Source organism: Lysinibacillus sp. GW247-5R2A, assembly GCF_059424475.1.
Window position 1 is genome coordinate 46,644 of sequence record NZ_JBWKZL010000003.1, and the last position, 17,025, is coordinate 63,668.

Here is a 17,025-nt window from a genome sequence, read left to right on the forward strand (position 1 = left end):
TGCATTATTCGAATCGTAATTTATGCTATATTTTTAGAGAGAGGTGATAGAGATGAAGATAGAAATAAAAATTGATACACAAATAAATGAACCCTATATAACAATCTGCGTATCCAAATTAACACCAGCTATTCAGGCTGCAATCTCGCTCTTACAACAAGAAAATGAACCAATTTTAACAGGGACTGCAAACAATAAAGTACATATTATCGAACCTCATACTGTAATTGTTATTAGAACAGAAGGAAAAGAATTAGTACTATATAGCGACGATGGTAATCGTGTTGTTATGAGTAAACCTTTATATGAGTTAGAACAGCAGCTAGGTGATGATTTTATCCGGATTTCTAAATCAGCAATAATTAATCCTAGAAAAATCAGAAATATTGAAGCTTCCTTTAATGGAACAATGGAAATTGAACTTATTTTAGGGATAAAAGAAGTGATTTCTCGTAATTATAAAAAAACATTTAAAGAGCGTTTGGGGGTATAGTAACATGAATATTTTCAAGAGTTTAGGATTCGGTATAAGTATGGGATGTACAGTGTTTGTTATTGTTAATCTTATTGGATATTGGTTTAAAGGAGAGTTATTTTTAGATGCTGTTATGGCTACTTTTCCTCAACAAGTATTAGGATCAATTATTGTTGGAATTGCATGTATACTCCCTTCTTACATCTATAGAATAGAACGTTTAACATTCTTACAACAAAGTGCTTGTCATTTTTTTATAGCTATAGGAACCTTTATAGTTGTTGCCTTTTCTTTAAAATGGATCCCTACATTTTCGATAACACTAACTATCCTGTTGTTGCTATTCAATGTATTAATTTTTGCATTTGTTTGGCTGTTATTTTATTTTTATAGTCAAACAGAAGTAAAAAAAATGAAGAAGAAAATTATAGAGCATACAGACAGTAGTAATAATCAATAGATTCTTTGATAGAATTTCAATAATTCAAGAGGCTAGTCAACAAAAATAAGCCTCTTTTACAATTATCACTTCCGTATGAATCAAAGATTCTTCAACTAAATTGCTCCGTTAGTTTAAGTACTTCTCTTCACAATCGCCATGTCCAATTTAATTATCGTATTTTATTCCATTAATTGTCATTTCACACGAATAAAGACGCTTTCCTTATTACAGAAAAGCGCCCGTTACTTTAAAATGTAAAATATCGCAATGTTACCGATTTACAAGGTTAAAGTGAATATGTCAAGTGATTATAACTAATGCACTTAAAATGAATGTTATCAATGATATTAATTGTAAAACATTATGTTGAAGGTCTGGAATAATATGATCTTTTATTGGAGGTAATAATTTAAGTGTATTTTTAAAATGAGTTTCATACAGAGTTTTTGGAAATTGATTTAAATACTTCCCAGTAAGATAAGGCATCCACCAATTTAGAAGTTGCATAAATAAGAATACAAACCAAAAGACCACCGAAATAATCATTAGCCATTTTATCTGTGTAAGAAACAATCCTATACAAAGAATGATAATAATTCCGTTTACAGTAGCCTCAATGAACTTCTCCTTTGTTGAGTATTTTGATAAATCATTCCACGGATAAAGATTAACAAGGGTTGTTACTTCAAAATAAAGAAACAACAGAATTTGGAACGCTATCGCAAAATTAAATAAATTCATTAATTCCCCTCCTTTTACCAACATATTATTACCACATTTACAAATATACACAGTAAACATTAGCTCATTTCATAAAAGGAGGTTGTTACTCCACAATCTGGCCCGATTGTGGAACAATAAAAAATCCTGCATGCCAACACAGGATTTTACTTAAAACGATTTATTAACGTCATGACTTTATTTCAAATCTACATTCATTTCTCTAATTGCCTTTTAATTGAGTAAATAGTGTATTAAAGGATTCGATTTATAGCGGAGATACCCTTCCATGGTCGCTCCCCGTATACTACAATTAATTTTAAGTTAGGTTTTTATAAAAAAAGTTTGATTATTTTCTACCTGTGTTGCTCCACAATCGCGCCTTATATGGAAGACTTGATTTCATGATACTACAATTACAATTTCCATTGTTCCTCTGTTACTTAAAAAGGAATTGAGGTTAGTTTAAAAAGTTAGCGTAATCTATTTTAAGTGACAAGGTCATCTACCCGTCTGGTAAACGAGACCTATGGCTCCAGAATCAAATGTCTTGTTTTCGATAAGTTTAAGATTGACCTTCTCCTTGAGACCTTGGAATAACGGCAACCCGCTTCCGACCAGGACGGGAGAAACCGTAATTTTATACTCATCAATTACATCAAGCTGCATAAGGTAGTGTGCGAATCTAGGACTTCCTAGGATGACCATATCCCTACCTGGCTGCTGTTTGAGGTTCTTGATCACTTCCTCGACATTTTCTTTCACCAGTTTGGAATTGTTCCATTCGACTTTCTCTAGCGTCGTGGAAAAAACGATTTTGGCTGTCTTTTCGATCCACTCGGCATGATTCCGTTCGTACTCCGAAGCTGATGGGTTCGAAGGCACAGATGGCCAGTAACTATGCATCATCTGATAAGTCCCACGTCCCCAAATGACAGTGTCGGCAGTACTCAGAATCTCTTTCGCGTGTTTCTCCAAATCAGAATCGTAGGAAACCCAGCCAATGTCCATTTCACCGTTTGGCCCTTCTACAAAACCGTCAAGCGATGCGTGCAGAAATAGAACGAGTTTTCTCATTTTCAGTTCTCCTTTGTTCATGAAGGATGTCACATTATACTTTGCAGTTTTCATTAATGTTATGTGCAAAGTCAAGTATAGCACACATAAGAATCACTAATTTCTTCTAGATTGCAAAATTTCTTTATTAAACAATCTGGCCCTTTATAAAAAAACACTTTCCTATTCAAGGAAAGCACCCGATTGTTGAGAGTTGCTATTCAATTTAAGCCTTTTGACATTCTTTATAAATTCTTTATTATCAATAATTGCTACCTCAACAAACCTATTCATCCACATGACAATCCCAACGAAGAATCACCTTCTAAATTGAGTTAGTATTAAAATAATGAAAACTAGCGTCAATCCGATCATACTGATGAAAGATGCAACTTTTATATAACGAATTGCACCATCTGCTATTTCTTGTTTTTCTTTGTACATCCATCACTTTCCCCATAATAAGCTTTCTTGAGGATAGAAATAACTCCAAATTAATACCCCATATAATGGCATTGCTAAAATAATGACTACAATTGTATCACATATTTAGCATCACCTCCGTAAATCGTTACATATCAAACCCTAGTTGAAGTATTCATTTGTATTCCATGAAACATCCAATAGATGAACAAACTGTTCTTTCGATTTTAATTGAAGTTATTGTGGTTGTTCTTTTTTTAATAACGAATAGATAAACGTATCATATGCTTTTTCCTTTTGCACCATATAGTCTCTTAGAATTCTCTCTTGCTGAAACCCTAGCTTCAGCAGTAGCTGATTGGATGCTTCATTTTCTACATACACGACTGCTCCAATACGTTGTAAATTCATGTGTTCAAAGCCATAGGTGATTACTTGCTGGATTGCTTCTTTTGTGTACCCCTTACGCCAGTAATGTGGATGGATTTCATAGCCGATTTCCGCTCGTTTATGGGGGGCAGACCATAAATGATAACCAATCGTACCCATAACTTCTCCTGTTTCTTTAAGCTCAATACCCCACCGTATACCTCTTTTTTCCTCGTAGTTTTTGTCAAAATGCTTGATTAACTGTTCAGCCTGTTGTTTTTCTATAAAAGGTTCCTGCCCATAATAGCGTGTGACCTCCTCATTTGAAAGGCAATGAAAAATGGCAGCTACATCAGCCTGCTTCAGCTCTCTTAATCTAAGTCGGTCCGTTTCTAACATTGGAAACATCGGTTTTCCTCCTTCACCATTTCTTATCCTTCACCATCCAGCAGAATAGCGGCTTGCTCGCTGGTCATGATATGCTTTCCCATTTCACTACCTATTGGAGAAAACATATTTATTCCATCTTATGAAATTTCCATTTTCTGTACAAGTTTTTCTTAAATTTTAATAGAAATAGCAATTATTACTATATAAAAATTATAAAATAGTTTATAATAGAAAGCTGACTATGCACTCCTACTTAAAGCATATAAAGGTGATTTCAACATGCTATCTTATGAACGTATTCTAATAATGGTCCCGCCGGTTCCCTAGCTACGCTTTCTACTTGTAACGAACAAAGTAGAATTTGCTTGTAGGAGGGCAATATGTTGAAAAAACAGGCAGTACCATCTTTATTGTTAATGATTGTTCTTGTGGCGTTCCCACAAATTAGTGAAACCATTTATACACCATCTCTACCGGACATTGCAGATGCACTTGGTGTATCCAATAGCTCTGTCCAATTAACCTTAAGCATCTATTTTATTGGATTTGCATTAGGTGTTTTTTGCTGGGGATGGATTTCTGATATTATTGGCCGTAGACCTGCCATGTTAGGCGGTTTAGTTTTTTATGGAATAGGGAGCGCATTATGTTTTTATGCGGACACTATCTCCATTCTAATCAGCAGTCGTTTTATTCAAGCATTCGGGGCTGCTACTGGCTCTATTATTACGCAAACCATTTTGCGCGAAAGTGTAACCGGTAATAAACGACATGGTATGTTCGCACAAATTTCCGCAGTCATTGCGTTTACTCCTGCGGTAGGACCTTTAATTGGGGGCTGGGTGGATCAAGCACTCGGCTTTCGGGCAGTATTTTTTGTCCTTGTGGTCATGAGTATAGGGTTGTTCATCTATGCCTTTGCCAGACTACCTGAAACAACGCAACCAGCTACTAGGCAAAGAATAGCGATTTGGCCAGTCGTCAAACGTATTTTTGCTTCGCCGACCGTTCTTGTCTTTGGTTTGCTCATCGGGGGCATTAATGGTGTGCTATTTAGCTATTATGCGGAGGCTCCTTTTATTTTCATTGGTCACTTTCAGATGACGCCTGGTCTCTATGGGTTTCTTGGCATCATCGTCGCATTGGCCTCGATTTTAGGAGCGATGATCTCTAAGCGACTTATCGCCACGCACCCACCTCAACAAATTATTTATATAGGTTGTTCCGTGATGTTGATGGGCGCTTTCCTTTTAATGATTGTCTGTACTTTACCATTGCCTATTAGTATGCTAGCCATGAGCATGATGGTTACCGTTTTTATCTTGCTGTTAGGCTCGGGCATTGCCCTTCCTAATTGTTTAAGTCTAGCATTGGTAGACTTTCAGGACGTCATTGGGACAGCAGGTGCCATCTTTAGTCTCGGCTATTACTTGCTTGTCAGTGTGATCACATCCGGTATGAGTTTGCTTCACAATGAATCCTTGCTGACGATGCCTCTTTATTTCTTGGTGTTAACGAGCATGATGTGGTTTAGTGCAAAAAAATATATTCGATAATGGATGCTAGCGGGCATCTTATCTAAATTAAACAAAAATGCCACCCTTTTTGCTGAGGGTGGCTTCTCCTTTTATTGAAAATAGTGTTCCACCACTTCCTGTGCGGATTGAAACACTTTATTACTTTGTGTTTTATAAAGGAATTTAGGATTCGTACAGGCTTTCTCCAGGCTTTTAGCTTGCTTTAGCTTATCCGTCATTTGCTCAATAATATCCGTATAGCCATCTAGCTGATTTGAAATTTTAGGCAGCATAATAGGTGAGATGTCTAACACAATTGACACCTGATCCTCTGCGTAGCTATTTAAATTGATAAAAAAGCATTGTTCCAAATGCTTAGAATGTTTATCGACATTAATGACCGCCTTATGAAAATGGGCGATTAGGCCTGTTGAAGTTTGCGTAATGTTAAAGCCTTGCTCTGTCAAATGTTGTTCAACGAGTTGTAGAAACTGATCGACCTCAGCATCTAGTTTCGGCGTGACCGTGGATTGGATTAAATCATCACAATTTTGATAAATTGTATCAATCTCAGTCTGTTTTTCAACAAGTATTTTAAAATTGGACATTGAATACACGCTTCATCTCCCCTTTTTATTAAGGTAGACATTCATGAAGCATTTTAGTCATAATCATAAAAAATTAACAAACCTAGGGAGGTTCCTATGATAAGAAACTCTGTCAAAGCCATCATCCTCGTGGATGGTGACATATTGCTGATCAAAAATAAAATTACAGAGGAATATTTTTATATTTGTCCTGGAGGCGGACAGGAGCATGGTGAAACATTCCATGCGACACTTCAACGAGAATGCCTCGAGGAAATTGGTGCATCTGTCCATATTGGCGAACTTCTTTTTATCCGCGAATATATTGGAAAAAATCATGAGCATGCTGCCTTTGACGCAGATGTTCATCAAGTAGAGTATTACTTTCTATGTCAGCTCCATGAACAATTGCACCAGCCCTCTAACCCAGATAGTCACCAAATTGGGACTGAATGGGTCTCAGTGGTAAGGCTCCATGAGTTCCAACTTTATCCGAAAGCATTAATTCCACAACTTCAGCGATATGTGCAAGGGCTAGAAACAACTATTTATTTAGGTGACATCAATTAGCAAAGGCTGCCTATTTTTATAGACAGCCTTCTTCAGCATCAAATGATTTTACCATCGTATAATAGCTACTGCCAGGCGGGTAATCTTTTATTTCTCCCACCACTTGATAGCCTCTTTTCTCATAAAACGTACGAGCTTGGAACGAATAGGTGGAAAGCAAAGCCCTGTTAGCACCCATTTCCTGTGCAGCTATTTCTGCTTGTGCCAGTAACTTACTGCCCAAGCCTTTTCCTCGATACTCTTCATGAAACCAAAATTTATGTATTTCCACCCATCCCCAATACACTTCTGCGGTCAAACCCCCAACCCATTGCTGGTGTTGATCAGTAACGATCAAATGGAGAGGACGAACGGCTCCCTTCTGCCTACTTTCTCGATGGTGAAGTGAATGCTCGTTATTAAAGCTACGGATTTTTTCACTTAAAAAATTCGTAAAATCATCATACTGTTCATATAAAATTGAAATATGCGTATCGATAGGGGGCTCCTCCTAATCCTGATAACGCTTCAAAAGTTTGTCTTGATGCGCCACGAAAATTTCCTCAAGGGGGATATCATATTGATTGGCAATGACAATAATATTCCCTATAACATCACCTAACTCTTCCATCAGCTCTTGCTTATTTTCCTCATAGGATTGTGTTATTTCATCAGGTCGATCTCGGCCAATTTCTAATGCTCGTATAGCTCTAGCAACCTCGCCTGTTTCTTCTGCTAAAAAGCCAATTCGTGTAAATATGTTGAGCTCTGACCACCCTCGGCTTTCATAGTAGTCCTTCACCCAATGTTGGAACTCATTTAATTCCATTTTTGCTCTTCCTCCATTTCTTTCCTATTCAAATTAAATTATACTATAAATGAATCTCATCAGATATGGAGGAATCAATAATGAACAGTATCGCAGTATTTTGCGGATCTAGCATCGGCGCTTCAGACGCCTATCGTGAAGGCGCAATTCAACTTGGGAAAGAGCTTGCCAAACGTCAAATTACCCTTATCTATGGTGGGGCAAGCGTTGGCATTATGGCAACAGTAGCCGATACTGTGCTACAAGAAGGTGGAAAAGTTATTGGCGTGATTCCAACCTTGTTAGAGGAGCGTGAAATTGCGCATCAGCAGTTAACAGAACTGATTGTTGTCAATACGATGCATGAACGCAAAAGTAAAATGATGGAACTAGCTGATGGCTTTATTGCCCTACCTGGTGGTCCTGGTACATTAGAGGAATTTTTCGAAGTGTTTACTTGGAATCAAATCGGCCTCATCCAAAAACCTTGTGCCATTTTCAATATTGAACAGTATTTCGATTTATTAATTTCATTTTTTGATCATATGCAGCAGGAACAATTTTTAAAATCACAATATCGAGAAGCATTAATCGTAGATGCACATGCGGTAGCGCTTTTAGATAAATGTCAAAGCTTTGTTCCTCCAGCTATAAAAACCTACGAGCTAAGCAAATAATCAGTTGGTAAGATTAGTCTTAGTCCTATTCGACTGATCTTACCACCGCTTCTTTTTATCTCGTCGCATCTCGTTTTTTTACCACAAGTACAGCTACCAATACCATGATGAGCTTCACCACAATTATGATTATATACAAGCTAAATGATACGATGGCCGGTAATAAAACAAGCCACCATGACCAAGTAATAATATCCGTTAGCTTTAATAGCACCAAAACAACAGTCAATACTTCTGCAATGCCCATCTCTTCACCACCTTTGTCTGTAGACTATGTATAGTAAAATCATGCAACAGTAGAAAATTCAATGTGAGTTTGCATCTTTAATATAATAAAAGCAGAATTTGCGTTTCCAGCCAAAGCTTAGAGATGTTGAATTGTTAACAGACAAATCATTAGCAACCATTATACTTGTACAATCATTACCCACCTTCAAAAAATAATATGAATAATGCGCAACATGAAATGGCACATTACTTGTAGGAGGTGGACAAATTATGTCGAGAATTATTGGTGTTGAAGAATCATTATCTAATATCGAAGACGCTTTAAAAGCGAAAGGCTATGAAGTCATCCAGCTTCGCAATGAAGAGGATGCCAAAAAATGTGATGCCTGCATCATTACCGGTCAAGACCGAGACGTCATGGGGATTAGTGATCCAGTTATCGAAGGTCCTGTCATTGATGCGAATGGGCTTTCAGCTAACGATGTCGTTCAACGTGTCGAAAAATATTTCCATTAATCATGAAGTGCTGTCGCTAAAATATGGCGAGCAGCACTTTCTTATTTGGTTTTCCTTACATACTTATAATATCTACTTATAATACACCTACTAGTTGTACAAAATAAATCATAGGAACTTTAAAAAGTAGGGAGATATATGAGCCAAAAAAATATCATGCTTGTAATTTTAATGCTTACGACTTCACTTCTCATGTCAGGCTGTTGGGATGTAACAGAGCCCCAACGGATGTATTATGTGCAAGGTGTTGGTGTTGATTATAAGGATAATGAATATATAGCATACATCCAACTTATGAACTTTGCCAATGTAGCAAAAACAGAACAATCGAATCCACAAGCTGCACCAACTGAAGTCGGGAAAGCTACAGGAAAAACAATTGAAGAAGCTATTTATAAATTGTATCGTTCAATGGACCAAGAAGTCTTTTGGGGACATATGACCTTTCTCCTTTTCTCAGAAAAAGCAATGGAAAGTGAGCATGCTATTCCCATTATTGACACGTTTCTACGCTTTCGAGAAACAAGATATCATATTTGGGTCTATTGTACACAAGACCCCATCGAGGAGGTTTTATTAGTATCTCCTATTCTTGAAAAATCACCGACTGCGACCAAGCTGAGTAATCCTAAAAATACTTCGAAACAAGAATCATTTGTAGAGCCGGTGAACTTGAGACAGCTAGTCATTGGTTTAAATGAGCCGAATCATGAAATGAAGGTCCCATTCATTTCCATCAATCAAGACTGGGAAACAGCCAAGGAATCTCGCACTGAAACGGTTTTTGCGGGTGTCGGTATCCTGTCAAAGAACACCTTCAAAGGCTTTATTAAAGGCAATACAGCACGAGGAATTGAATGGATGAATGATGCAACGAAGCAAGGAGAAATTACTGTAAAATTGGACAATTCAGAGGAACGCGACTACTTAACGGTTGATATTAAAAAATTAGATGTCAATGTCAAACCAATTGTTCAAAACAATCAAGTAAAATTTGAAGTATATTTAAAATTTAACACCATTTTAAATGGCTTTAAAGGAAAAGTGACACCGAGCCAGGTCAGAAAAAAAGTAGAGAGTGAAGTAAAAAAAGAAATTATGGCCACTTTTGAGGCAGGCTTAAACATAGATGCGGATGTCTATCGATTGTCAGAATATCTCTATCGCGACAATGTAAAGGTATGGAAAAAAATACAGAAGGATGGAAAAATTCCTTTAACCAAGGATTCCATTAGTAAAATTGATATTCATATTAACAAAGTAAGCCCTGGGCGAAAATCGTTTGAAGAAACAATTACCGAATAATAAAAACGACCACCCCTATTGGTGCAGCACCATTAGGAGTGGTCTCTTGTTTATGATAATACTTGATGAAGCTGATCAAGGACAGCTCCTCTACTTATTCCTCCATGATAGCAAACAACTGTTTCGATATCGAGGTCTAGGTATTTCTGTAAAGACTCCTGAGCTTCTGCTAAATCTAATACAGACGGTTCATGAATACCCGCAATATGGCCTTCTACACTGTATAGGGAGTCACCGGCAATTAATATTTTACTTTGTGTCAAATAAAGACTGAGATGGCCCGGCGTATGTCCAGGTGTATGGATGATTTGAATGCCTCCACAAAAAGGCAATTCTTCACCATCACTCAAGGTCACATCCACTCGTCCCTTTGGTGGATGTTCTAAGTGCGCATCTTTTAATAATGGTAGCTCCCCTTGAATATACGGTTGCTCCAGTGCATGCGCATATACTCGTATCTGCTGTCCACATGTCTGTATTAATTCCGGCAGACACCCAATATGATCCACATCCTGATGCGTGAGAATAACCGCCCTTAGCTGGTCCAAAGAAACACCAACCTGTGCCATCGCCTCTCGCAATTCCTCCATTTGTCCAGGAAAACCTGCGTCTATTAACACAGCCATATCTTGATCCCACAAAAGCGTTGGATGAATAATGAACCCTTGATAGTTCAGCTCCAGTACCTTTACCCCTTTTGATATTTCTATAGCATTCGCCCCCCTTTGCCAAACATGAAAAGATAATGGTGATTCTCTTTTAGTTTCTGCTTTCAGCCTAAAATTTCCTGCCGTCCCTATCATCGACTTAAAATTTTATGGACTACATATGATTATTTTTTCTCGTTCTCTTCGCATCTTTATAAACAAACAGAGCAACAAGAAGAAAGCTTATACTAACAACACGGAAAATCATCTCTAAACTAATCCATTCAGCTAAAAGCCCTAAGGTGAATGCGCTAATGCCAACTCCAATATCAAAACTAGAAAGAAATGTAGCATTCGCTGCACCACTTTTTGCCTCACTTACTTTTTGAACTGTCCATGTTTGTAAACAAGGCATAACGGTTCCATAGCCTGCTCCGAATAGGATGGCTGCGATAATAAGCATCCCATTATTTGTCGCGTAGGATAACACAATCAATGATAAAAATCCTACCACTGCTGACACAATGATAATCGACCACGGCCCCGTTTTATCAAACCATTTTCCTGTAAATGGACGTAGTAAAGTGGAAACAATCGCATTGATAAGGAAAAATAAAAAAATTTGATCTAACCCTCTTTGTTCGCCATATAGCACAAGGAAGGTAATAATTGCACCAAAGCCAAGCGTTGTCATAACAGTCAGTAATGCTTGAAACCATACTTCTCGTTCGAAAATCGCTTCTATAAATCGAAATGGCTGCTTCTCATGCTTCACCGGTTCAGCAGAATCAACAAATTGAAGAGCTATCACTGCCAAAAGGCAAAGAATGACGGAAGAATAGATTAATAGTTGGAAAGAAAAAGAATGATAGATGAGGATGCCTAAGCTAGGGGCGATGATAGCTCCCACTGTTGTTGAAATAGAAAAATAGCCTATCCCTTCACCTAATCTTGTTTTTGGAATTAAATCCACCGCCATTGTACTATTGGCAGTTGTTGACACTCCCCATGTTACTCCATGGAAAAACCGTAATAATAGGAAGAGCCAAATTGTGCTCAAAAAGGGATACATGAATGTTATCATCAATAACATAACCCCCGCACCAATAGCTAAACCTTTTCTATGGTGATCGACTAAATAATAGCCTACAAAAGGTCTAATGATTATAGCGCCTATTGTAAATACTGTAGTAACCAACCCTACCTGAAAAGGAGAAGCATGTATGCTAATTAAATAGGCTGGTAAAATAGGTAGTAACATTTCAAATCCTATAAAAGTTAAAAAGTTACTACTAAATAAAAAAAGAAATGCTGAAGTAAAAATTCTTTGTTTTTGCATATTAAAATTCCTCGCTTCTAATTAATCTTTTTTAAATTAGAAGCGCTTGGCACACTGAAACATTCCGAAATCGCCTTAACTTTTTAAGCAATCGTCTCACCCTTTCACAAGCTCTATTTTTAATTATTCATCTTTAACAACACAAAAAGACGCCAGCTAACCGGCGTCATAACGTGCATATAGTATTTAAAAAGAACAAACATAAAGGTTCTTCTTTATCTATTAAATACAAAGGCAAAAAGCTTTCGGTTGCTGAATTCTATATGAAGTTTTTCTAAAAAACGACAGACTGGTCCCGTTGAATTGAAATCAGCTAATTGTAAAAATGTTTTTACTTCAATTGCAGCCATTCTGAAAACAGTTTCCATAACTTTTTGCCTCCTCTCGAAATATCAATATACTATAATCTAATACAAAATAATCAAAAAAGCAAATTCAGTTTTCCGCTCTCCCATTCATTTTAGGGTTACTTCATACAATTATCATGTGATGTTAGGTGTATAGTATCTTATCTGTGTACAATATACCCCACCTTACGTGGTGCCACTACGTTTTGCTTTTCAACACTTTTTATACGCTCATCTGGCGCTTTTTTCATAGGAGTTATCAAAAGTTCAAACATGGTTAATTGTTTATCCATTTTCATCCCCCTTTATGATTCTTAAAAGGTATTGTACATTCTATTAGCTGCTTTTCTTATATATGTTTAATAACTAGATTTTATACTAGGGGAAAAACAGAGACATCTTTATACCTATTACTTTCAATTGAATAGGAAAAAGCAACCTGTATCTCGACTAAATAAAAGGATTACTATAGTAAGTAAAATAATGGAAATAACATGAACCCTACTAGCAAAAGCACGGGAATCAAGAAAACAATTAAAGCCAAAATTCTTAGCTTTCCCTTTTGACTAAAAAGGGCAGCTAGCAATGACCACAATATCCGCTATTTCAGAGGTTTCCTTCACGACAATCGGGGTAATAAAGGCAAAGACAATGAACAAAGAAAATAATAACAATGAAAGCATACTCAAATATTTTCTCAACACAATTACTTCACCCCTTATGGTTCTTTCTTCCATTATTTTAACATACAACATCTCATATCTTATGCAGCTAAACGGCTCAGAAGTTCAATAAAAAAAGAGCTGCGAATGCAACTCATAAGCTACTCCTACCTACACTTCAGCTGTTTTAAAGCTCAGCTCCTTGAATACTTTTTTATAAAATTCGTGCAGTCTCCCCGTCGATTATTTTAATATGTATAAACGACGAACCGCCTCCTTGAATATGATTGGGCACGTCAGATAAATCAAGTAATTCCTTTATACGAATGAACTTTTTACGATTAGGCTCAATCGTCACATAATAAGGGCCAGCTACATTCATCAGAGACTCGATACGCTGCCCACTACCCGTTAAATGATCATCTAAAAACTCTAGCTCAAATGACACCGCTTCATTAATTTCTGATTTAGAAAATAAAGAATTCGGGGACACACGTAAAGAAGGTAAACGTATTTTAGTTCCGTCACTTGGAGAAGATGCTGGTGGTCGTTTATTTATGTTCAAAGATAAAAAGGGATTAGAAAAAGCAAAATCATATTACGATGAATTAGGCAAAGAGTCTCCTTTACTTTACTCACACACACATGCAATTGGTCTGTTTTTAATACAAATGAATGGCGATATGAAAGATGCCGAATTTGAGAAGTTTCAAATTCAATGGACGAAGCATTAAAATAATATTATTTTCAAAAAGTAGTCACTCAAAAGAGTGGCTTTTTTTGCACATAAAAAAACAGATCACATTCGAGGACCTGTTTTAATTTAAAATATGTATGAATATTCAATACAATTTTTTTAAACGTTACTCTAAAAAATAGGCTATTGTTAAACCATTAATTTATTGTACCTGCATAAGCTTTAAATTGATCTGTTTGATTACCATAGTTAAGGGTCTGTCCAACACCATAATCCAATATTGGAAGCACTACACCTGAAAGCATGCTATAGGAAGCTTTAAATGTTACCGTACCACCAGATATACTAGCCGAAGTGCTTACGTTATCCATATACGGAGCAAATGCTGCACCAAAATTTGCAGAAAGTGAAATTGTAGGATTTTGAGCTGAAACAATTTGGTAGGTAGTCGTGTTGTATGTATAACTACCAGTCACATAAGTTATCCATTCTTTTTGGTATTTACCTTTAGCATCATAGCCAATATGATAGAACGACTGTGTACCAGATGCTGATTTCACATTATTAAGCGTCCCTGCTTGAAGATTTAGTTCAGTTGAACCAACCTTCTCTGTTTCAGTACCATACGAAAGTAAAAGTTTATTGTCCACTATGAAACGTTTGATTTCTTGTAAATTATTTTGTGTATAAAGATTTTCTGTAGCACTAAGAAATTCTTTAGTATAATCTAAACCAACCGAATTAGTCACGTTAACTTTACTAGTATCATTGAAGAAGCTGTTTATGAATTCATCAAAAATTTGACTAGTGTTACTTTCTGAATCTAATTCTTCAGCTTTTACCCCTTGTACAAAATTCGGTAATAAAGTTATACTTATACCAAGAATCAACAGTAATAGTATTTTTTTCATTGATGAAATCTTACTCATTAATCACTACCCCCTTATATTTTTCAAATTGATTGAATATTCATATTTAAATGATAGAATAATAATTGTAATTTTTCAACATTAATTTCAAAAAAAGGAAACAAGGAGTGAATTAAATGAAGAACAAAAAATTTACTTGGATAGTCTCAATTATTTTTGTTTTATTAAACTTATTATTTTTTGCGATTGAAATTTATAGGGGGAAAACTAGCAACTATGCTTTAACAATTGATAGTATTCCAGCTTCTTTAATTGATAAGATCGTTTTATTAGGTAAGATTAGTTATAATATTGAACTAGCAATTATTATATTTATAATAATTTTATCAGCATATCTATTTAAGAAAAATAATGACAGAATAATTATTTCCATTCTAATTATTGCTAGTGGTTCTTTTGTATGTCTAATTTCGGCGGCATTTATTTCTTATTTTACAAACATGGCTTTTGGAAACTTAACACAACAACTTTCAACCCCCTTTATCTTTTTATTATTCTTTAGCTGTTACACACTTATTAAAATATTTATTTCGAAAACATTAGTAAAAAAAAGTAGAGCTTGAGGAGAATCAGCATATTAAGAAAAAGGGAATTTTAGCAGAAAGCTACACAGTTTAAACCAGCAAGATGTTATGGTACGTCTATCGAACTATAAAAGCCCATTACCAATTAAGGTAACGGGCTTCTGCTGTTAAGCGTTACGCTGAGTAATAATGATTTTCAAACCTTCAAAATCACCACTTGTCATCATACCTTGGTCGAATTTATCAAGCCATGACTTATCAATTTTCTTTTTATCCACTGATTGTTTAATGTAGTCACGTACAGCAGCTTTAGTTGTTTCAAAAGTGAATGTTTGGAAACTTTTGATTTTAAAAATAATACTATCTATGTAGATAAAACCCTTCAATTTGATATTGAAATTAGAAAACTAAAAATTTTACCTCAAAAAAACAAAAAGCCTCGATTAGTTAACGTCCCGAAGAGTTTAATTCGTGAACTAAAGTTATTTGTTGATGGCTATTTGGAACTAAAAAGTAAAATGGGTGACGCTTGGAATCCTATAAAAAATGATGATGGTACTCCCTTAAATTTAATCTTTACAAAATCAGATGGTTATCCATCAAAACCTGCTGCTATAGATCTTGCTTGGAGAAGAATTATTGAAAAGTATAGTTTACCAAAGTTGAATTTTCACGCTTTACGACATTCATATGCCTCATTTATGGTCAGTCGGAATGTAAATTTTAAGATCATACAGGAGCAACTAGGTCACTCTGATATAAAAATGACAATTAACACATATAGTCATTTAACCAAAAAGGATAAAAATGAAGCAAGCGACCATTTCGATGATTTAAATTAATTGGTCACTTTTTGGTCACTTGCTCGATTTTTCATCATACTTTTGCGCACATAATTCTCTAAAATTACATCCACGACAATGCCATTTTTCTTGTGTTTGTTCGAAATCTTCCAAGTCCACAGGCTTGTTAGAAAAAATATCGGCTTGATACTTTTTCATCTCTAAAACACTATACTGAAATGTATGTAAAATATTGTCCATATCGAAATCGGAGAAGCTATATTTCTTCCGTTTTCCGGTTAGTAAATATTCATTATAGACCTCGATTTGCTCAAGTGGCACCCGATATTTTTGCTGGACATAATAGGCATAGAGGGCTAATTGCTGGCGATCATCATCTGACTCGCCCCCCGTCTTCCAGTCTACAATTACCCATTTATCTGTTAGCTCATTAAAATAATGAAAATCCATTACAACGAACACTTGGATATCATTGATTTTCATTGAGCGAAATTGTTCGGGCTCCCCAATTCGTAAAGAACCTCTTTGTGACGTAATTTGTTGAAATGTTTCACTCCTCAAAAAATGCTCAAAAACAAGCTTAATTCGTTCTTTATAGTCCTGTATTAGATCGGTTGGAAGTTTGCCAGTATAGTAAATTTCCTGCATCATATAATATTTATTTGGTTTTTGCCTCCATGATTCAAGATGGCGAGTAGAATCAATAAAAGCCGCATTCAGCTGTCCACGAGCCCAATGAATCAGCTCCTCTAATGTGGGAGGCTTCCCTGTTTGTAAATAATCATTAATTGCCTGCTCAATAAAACGGTGAACAATTTGCCCAAATAAAATAGGCATGGGCTGTAGTTTTTTTAAACGATACACAAGTTGATGATAAGGCTCCACATTGTAGCTTAGCCACCCGTTATGGGAAAAATAATATTCATAGCCATATTTACGGGCACAGCTTGTTAGCGTTTTATGACGTGATAATGACCATGAAAACGTAGGGTACGGTGTAATTTCAAACACGACA

At 36.0% G+C, this 17,025-nt stretch carries 23 protein-coding genes and 1 pseudogene; 10 read left to right on the plus strand and 14 right to left on the minus strand.

What is annotated here, in order from left to right:
• Positions 1 to 52 precede the first annotated feature (52 nt).
• The gene (locus AC07YC_RS06075; RefSeq protein ID WP_336635896.1) at positions 53 to 493 is read left to right on the plus strand and encodes a LytTR family DNA-binding domain-containing protein; all 441 of its coding nucleotides are present in this window, start codon (positions 53 to 55) and stop codon (positions 491 to 493) included.
• Between the two features lie 4 nt (positions 494 to 497).
• Entirely contained in the window at positions 498 to 935 is a 438-nt protein-coding gene (locus AC07YC_RS06080) for a DUF3021 domain-containing protein (RefSeq protein ID WP_494918733.1), read from the plus strand.
• Between the two features lie 282 nt (positions 936 to 1,217).
• Here the strand turns inward: AC07YC_RS06080 and AC07YC_RS06085 are convergent, their stop codons facing one another.
• The 3 genes from AC07YC_RS06085 to AC07YC_RS06095 form a co-directional block, all read right to left on the minus strand.
• Entirely contained in the window at positions 1,218 to 1,658 is a 441-nt protein-coding gene (locus AC07YC_RS06085; RefSeq protein WP_494918734.1) for a hypothetical protein, read from the minus strand.
• A 480-nt stretch (positions 1,659 to 2,138) separates the two neighbouring features.
• A complete protein-coding gene (locus AC07YC_RS06090) occupies positions 2,139 to 2,714 on the minus strand; it encodes a dihydrofolate reductase family protein (RefSeq protein WP_494918735.1) in 576 nt (191 codons plus the stop codon).
• A 639-nt stretch (positions 2,715 to 3,353) separates the two neighbouring features.
• Positions 3,354 to 3,893: a GNAT family N-acetyltransferase gene (locus tag AC07YC_RS06095; protein WP_494918736.1), complete on the minus strand. Its 540-nt coding sequence runs from the start codon at positions 3,891 to 3,893 to the stop codon at positions 3,354 to 3,356.
• A gap of 365 nt (positions 3,894 to 4,258) precedes the next feature.
• On the opposite strand from AC07YC_RS06095, the gene AC07YC_RS06100 reads away from it, so the two are divergent.
• Positions 4,259 to 5,431, plus strand: a complete 1,173-nt coding sequence (locus tag AC07YC_RS06100; RefSeq protein ID WP_494918737.1) for a multidrug effflux MFS transporter — start codon at positions 4,259 to 4,261, stop codon at positions 5,429 to 5,431.
• Between the two features lie 71 nt (positions 5,432 to 5,502).
• Here AC07YC_RS06100 and AC07YC_RS06105 read toward each other — a convergent pair whose 3' ends face one another.
• Positions 5,503 to 6,000: a hypothetical protein gene (locus AC07YC_RS06105; RefSeq protein ID WP_336636026.1), complete on the minus strand. Its 498-nt coding sequence runs from the start codon at positions 5,998 to 6,000 to the stop codon at positions 5,503 to 5,505.
• Positions 6,001 to 6,096: 96 nt separating this feature from the next.
• On the opposite strand from AC07YC_RS06105, the gene AC07YC_RS06110 reads away from it, so the two are divergent.
• On the plus strand, positions 6,097 to 6,549 hold the full coding sequence (locus AC07YC_RS06110; RefSeq protein WP_494918739.1) for an NUDIX domain-containing protein: 453 nt from the start codon (positions 6,097 to 6,099) through the stop codon (positions 6,547 to 6,549).
• Positions 6,550 to 6,565: 16 nt separating this feature from the next.
• Here AC07YC_RS06110 and AC07YC_RS06115 read toward each other — a convergent pair whose 3' ends face one another.
• Both AC07YC_RS06115 and AC07YC_RS06120 read right to left on the minus strand, forming a co-directional pair.
• Positions 6,566 to 7,027: a GNAT family N-acetyltransferase gene (locus AC07YC_RS06115; RefSeq protein WP_494918948.1), complete on the minus strand. Its 462-nt coding sequence runs from the start codon at positions 7,025 to 7,027 to the stop codon at positions 6,566 to 6,568.
• A 12-nt stretch (positions 7,028 to 7,039) separates the two neighbouring features.
• Positions 7,040 to 7,357, minus strand: coding sequence for a MazG nucleotide pyrophosphohydrolase domain-containing protein (locus tag AC07YC_RS06120; protein ID WP_008175899.1), 318 nt, complete (start codon positions 7,355 to 7,357; stop codon positions 7,040 to 7,042).
• A gap of 80 nt (positions 7,358 to 7,437) precedes the next feature.
• Between AC07YC_RS06120 and AC07YC_RS06125 the strand changes: the two genes are divergently transcribed.
• Positions 7,438 to 8,013, plus strand: a complete 576-nt coding sequence (locus AC07YC_RS06125; RefSeq protein WP_494918740.1) for an LOG family protein — start codon at positions 7,438 to 7,440, stop codon at positions 8,011 to 8,013.
• Between the two features lie 55 nt (positions 8,014 to 8,068).
• Here the strand turns inward: AC07YC_RS06125 and AC07YC_RS06130 are convergent, their stop codons facing one another.
• Positions 8,069 to 8,260, minus strand: coding sequence for a transmembrane Fragile-X-F protein (locus tag AC07YC_RS06130; protein WP_393407600.1), 192 nt, complete (start codon positions 8,258 to 8,260; stop codon positions 8,069 to 8,071).
• Between the two features lie 251 nt (positions 8,261 to 8,511).
• Between AC07YC_RS06130 and AC07YC_RS06135 the strand changes: the two genes are divergently transcribed.
• Positions 8,512 to 8,757, plus strand: coding sequence for a YkuS family protein (locus AC07YC_RS06135; RefSeq protein ID WP_336635904.1), 246 nt, complete (start codon positions 8,512 to 8,514; stop codon positions 8,755 to 8,757).
• A 138-nt stretch (positions 8,758 to 8,895) separates the two neighbouring features.
• Positions 8,896 to 10,062 (plus strand): Ger(x)C family spore germination protein, encoded by a 1,167-nt coding sequence (locus AC07YC_RS06140; protein ID WP_336635905.1) that lies wholly within the window; start codon positions 8,896 to 8,898, stop codon positions 10,060 to 10,062.
• Positions 10,063 to 10,112: 50 nt separating this feature from the next.
• Here the strand turns inward: AC07YC_RS06140 and AC07YC_RS06145 are convergent, their stop codons facing one another.
• The 5 genes from AC07YC_RS06145 to AC07YC_RS06165 all read right to left on the minus strand — a co-directional run bounded on the left by AC07YC_RS06145 (position 10,113) and on the right by AC07YC_RS06165 (position 13,550).
• A complete protein-coding gene (locus AC07YC_RS06145) occupies positions 10,113 to 10,772 on the minus strand; it encodes an MBL fold metallo-hydrolase (RefSeq protein WP_494918949.1) in 660 nt (219 codons plus the stop codon).
• Positions 10,773 to 10,884: 112 nt separating this feature from the next.
• On the minus strand, positions 10,885 to 12,048 hold the full coding sequence (locus AC07YC_RS06150; protein ID WP_336635906.1) for an MFS transporter: 1,164 nt from the start codon (positions 12,046 to 12,048) through the stop codon (positions 10,885 to 10,887).
• Between the two features lie 215 nt (positions 12,049 to 12,263).
• Positions 12,264 to 12,416, minus strand: a complete 153-nt coding sequence (locus AC07YC_RS06155; RefSeq protein WP_200878313.1) for a hypothetical protein — start codon at positions 12,414 to 12,416, stop codon at positions 12,264 to 12,266.
• A gap of 140 nt (positions 12,417 to 12,556) precedes the next feature.
• Positions 12,557 to 12,688 carry a hypothetical protein gene (locus AC07YC_RS06160; RefSeq protein WP_494918742.1) on the minus strand — a complete coding sequence of 44 codons (132 nt, stop codon included), beginning with the start codon at positions 12,686 to 12,688 and terminating at the stop codon, positions 12,557 to 12,559.
• A gap of 583 nt (positions 12,689 to 13,271) precedes the next feature.
• Entirely contained in the window at positions 13,272 to 13,550 is a 279-nt protein-coding gene (locus tag AC07YC_RS06165) for a hypothetical protein (protein WP_494918743.1), read from the minus strand.
• Here AC07YC_RS06165 and AC07YC_RS06170 point away from each other — a divergent pair.
• Positions 13,519 to 13,791 (plus strand): annotated as a pseudogene (locus AC07YC_RS06170) (stress protein); the annotation flags it as partial. The gene AC07YC_RS06165 and the pseudogene AC07YC_RS06170 overlap by 32 nt on opposite strands.
• A 160-nt stretch (positions 13,792 to 13,951) precedes the next feature.
• On the opposite strand, the gene AC07YC_RS06175 reads toward AC07YC_RS06170, so the two are convergent.
• On the minus strand, positions 13,952 to 14,683 hold the full coding sequence (locus tag AC07YC_RS06175) for a hypothetical protein (protein ID WP_336635908.1): 732 nt from the start codon (positions 14,681 to 14,683) through the stop codon (positions 13,952 to 13,954).
• Between the two features lie 116 nt (positions 14,684 to 14,799).
• Between AC07YC_RS06175 and AC07YC_RS06180 the strand changes: the two genes are divergently transcribed.
• Both AC07YC_RS06180 and AC07YC_RS06185 read left to right on the plus strand, forming a co-directional pair.
• Entirely contained in the window at positions 14,800 to 15,246 is a 447-nt protein-coding gene (locus AC07YC_RS06180) for a hypothetical protein (protein WP_336635909.1), read from the plus strand.
• Positions 15,247 to 15,539: 293 nt separating this feature from the next.
• Positions 15,540 to 16,049: a tyrosine-type recombinase/integrase gene (locus tag AC07YC_RS06185; RefSeq protein WP_494918746.1), complete on the plus strand. Its 510-nt coding sequence runs from the start codon at positions 15,540 to 15,542 to the stop codon at positions 16,047 to 16,049.
• 15 nt (positions 16,050 to 16,064) lie between these two features.
• On the opposite strand, the gene AC07YC_RS06190 is transcribed toward AC07YC_RS06185, so the two are convergent.
• Positions 16,065 to 17,021, minus strand: a complete 957-nt coding sequence (locus AC07YC_RS06190) for a PD-(D/E)XK nuclease family protein (RefSeq protein WP_494918747.1) — start codon at positions 17,019 to 17,021, stop codon at positions 16,065 to 16,067.
• Positions 17,022 to 17,025: the final 4 nt, after the last annotated feature.

Excerpts from the sequence above, each read along its gene's own strand:
- AC07YC_RS06120 (WP_008175899.1), bottom strand. The coding sequence starts at position 7,357 with ATGGAATTAAATGAGTTCCAACATTGGGTGAAGGACTACTATGAAAGC.
- AC07YC_RS06080 (WP_494918733.1), top strand. The coding sequence starts at position 498 with ATGAATATTTTCAAGAGTTTAGGATTCGGTATAAGTATGGGATGTACA.
- AC07YC_RS06135 (WP_336635904.1), top strand. The coding sequence starts at position 8,512 with ATGTCGAGAATTATTGGTGTTGAAGAATCATTATCTAATATCGAAGAC.
- AC07YC_RS06150 (WP_336635906.1), bottom strand. The coding sequence starts at position 12,048 with ATGCAAAAACAAAGAATTTTTACTTCAGCATTTCTTTTTTTATTTAGT.
- AC07YC_RS06075 (WP_336635896.1), top strand. The coding sequence starts at position 53 with ATGAAGATAGAAATAAAAATTGATACACAAATAAATGAACCCTATATA.
- AC07YC_RS06180 (WP_336635909.1), top strand. The coding sequence starts at position 14,800 with ATGAAGAACAAAAAATTTACTTGGATAGTCTCAATTATTTTTGTTTTA.
- AC07YC_RS06125 (WP_494918740.1), top strand. The coding sequence starts at position 7,438 with ATGAACAGTATCGCAGTATTTTGCGGATCTAGCATCGGCGCTTCAGAC.
- AC07YC_RS06160 (WP_494918742.1), bottom strand. The coding sequence starts at position 12,688 with ATGGATAAACAATTAACCATGTTTGAACTTTTGATAACTCCTATGAAA.
- AC07YC_RS06175 (WP_336635908.1), bottom strand. The coding sequence starts at position 14,683 with ATGAGTAAGATTTCATCAATGAAAAAAATACTATTACTGTTGATTCTT.
- AC07YC_RS06090 (WP_494918735.1), bottom strand. The coding sequence starts at position 2,714 with ATGAGAAAACTCGTTCTATTTCTGCACGCATCGCTTGACGGTTTTGTA.
- AC07YC_RS06095 (WP_494918736.1), bottom strand. The coding sequence starts at position 3,893 with ATGTTTCCAATGTTAGAAACGGACCGACTTAGATTAAGAGAGCTGAAG.
- AC07YC_RS06155 (WP_200878313.1), bottom strand. The coding sequence starts at position 12,416 with ATGGAAACTGTTTTCAGAATGGCTGCAATTGAAGTAAAAACATTTTTA.
- AC07YC_RS06110 (WP_494918739.1), top strand. The coding sequence starts at position 6,097 with ATGATAAGAAACTCTGTCAAAGCCATCATCCTCGTGGATGGTGACATA.
- AC07YC_RS06130 (WP_393407600.1), bottom strand. The coding sequence starts at position 8,260 with ATGGGCATTGCAGAAGTATTGACTGTTGTTTTGGTGCTATTAAAGCTA.
- AC07YC_RS06085 (WP_494918734.1), bottom strand. The coding sequence starts at position 1,658 with ATGAATTTATTTAATTTTGCGATAGCGTTCCAAATTCTGTTGTTTCTT.
- AC07YC_RS06140 (WP_336635905.1), top strand. The coding sequence starts at position 8,896 with ATGAGCCAAAAAAATATCATGCTTGTAATTTTAATGCTTACGACTTCA.
- AC07YC_RS06105 (WP_336636026.1), bottom strand. The coding sequence starts at position 6,000 with ATGTCCAATTTTAAAATACTTGTTGAAAAACAGACTGAGATTGATACA.